This window comes from Paenibacillus zanthoxyli JH29 (assembly GCF_000520715.1).
In the GTDB taxonomy this organism is placed as follows: domain Bacteria; phylum Bacillota; class Bacilli; order Paenibacillales; family Paenibacillaceae; genus Paenibacillus_AQ; species Paenibacillus_AQ zanthoxyli.
The window spans coordinates 1-597 of record NZ_ASSD01000499.1; the positions used below are offsets into that span (position 1 = coordinate 1).

The window sequence follows — 597 nt, forward strand, 5'->3', positions numbered from 1 at the left end:
CGGGGCTGGCGAGATTGTACTGGCGTTGCCAAGAATGGTAGCGACATTGAATGGAGTTTCGGCTGGAAGCTAGGCCTGGAGATCTAGCAATCGGGCCAGCCGATGGCGCCTCAAGCCGGGCCAGGGGCGGTCAGATTCGTAAGGAAGAACTCCGCGAGCTTCGAAACCGCAGGCGCCACGTACTCTTCCTTGTCGTAAAGGTCGACGTGGGTGGCACCGTCTATCCAAAACAGTTCCTTGGGTTCTTGCGCGTTCGCAAACGCTTCGGTCGTCATCCATGACGTGACGGCTTGAGTTCCGACGATCATGAGCAGCGGACGAGGCGCCACCAGGTCGATGAACCGGAACGCGTCGAAATATGCGATGCGGTCTATACTGTTCCAGGTAAAGACCTTAGCAGAGCACGGGTGCTGCGCGCGGTCGGTGCAGTAATATTCCCAACCCTCGAAGGCGTACTGGCCGAAGGCACGAGCCTGGTCCTCGGTCTCCGGGAAAATCGGGAATGTGCCGACGCCTTCGCCGCGGGCTTCGGAGGTGCGGGCCGCCGCTGCGGCATCGAGCATGCCCTGGATGATGGCGGGGTCCTGCTTGCCATCG

Annotated in this window: 1 protein-coding gene; it reads right to left on the reverse strand. The window is 60.8% G+C overall.

Translation table 11 applies throughout. The annotated features are described in order from the left end of the window. Positions 1-110: 110 nt before the first annotated feature. On the reverse strand, positions 111-597 hold a 487-nt coding region (locus L691_RS32985), incomplete at its 5' end, for an alpha/beta hydrolase (protein WP_025691986.1).